This window comes from Bacillus sp. 16GRE42 (assembly GCF_019837435.1).
In the GTDB taxonomy this organism is placed as follows: Bacteria; Bacillota; Bacilli; order Bacillales; family Bacillaceae_G; genus Bacillus_A; species Bacillus_A wiedmannii.
In genome coordinates, this window is the sequence record NZ_JADAXF010000033.1 from 1 (window position 1) to 387 (window position 387).

3 tRNA genes are annotated in these 387 nt (G+C 49.1%); all 3 read left to right on the forward strand.

The annotated features are described in order from the left end of the window. Positions 1-14: 14 nt before the first annotated feature. Positions 15-87, forward strand: a tRNA-Ala gene (locus ILS93_RS28510). 20 nt (positions 88-107) lie between these two features. After that, positions 108-200: transfer RNA gene (locus ILS93_RS28515), tRNA-Ser, on the forward strand. Between the two features lie 55 nt (positions 201-255). Beyond that, a tRNA-Ser gene (locus ILS93_RS28520) sits at positions 256-348 on the forward strand. Positions 349-387 lie beyond the last annotated feature (39 nt).

Consider the following 387-nt stretch of genomic DNA (forward strand, 5'->3'; position numbering starts at 1 on the left):
ATTCCCAAAAACATGGGGCCTTAGCTCAGCTGGGAGAGCGCCTGCCTTGCACGCAGGAGGTCAGCGGTTCGATCCCGCTAGGCTCCACTTTATTTATTATATGTCTCGGAGGTATACCCAAGTTCGGCTGAAGGGATCGGTCTTGAAAACCGACAGGCGGTGAGAATCGCGCGGGGGTTCGAATCCCTCTACCTCCTCCATTTTTTTAAATGGTTTAGATACATATAATAATAAAATTTTTATTTTTTCCTTCATGGAGGTATACCCAAGTTCGGCTGAAGGGATCGGTCTTGAAAACCGACAGGCGGCGAGAGTCGCGCGGGGGTTCGAATCCCTCTACCTCCTCCATTTTTTGAAAAACATTATATTGTCGCGGGGTGGAGCAGC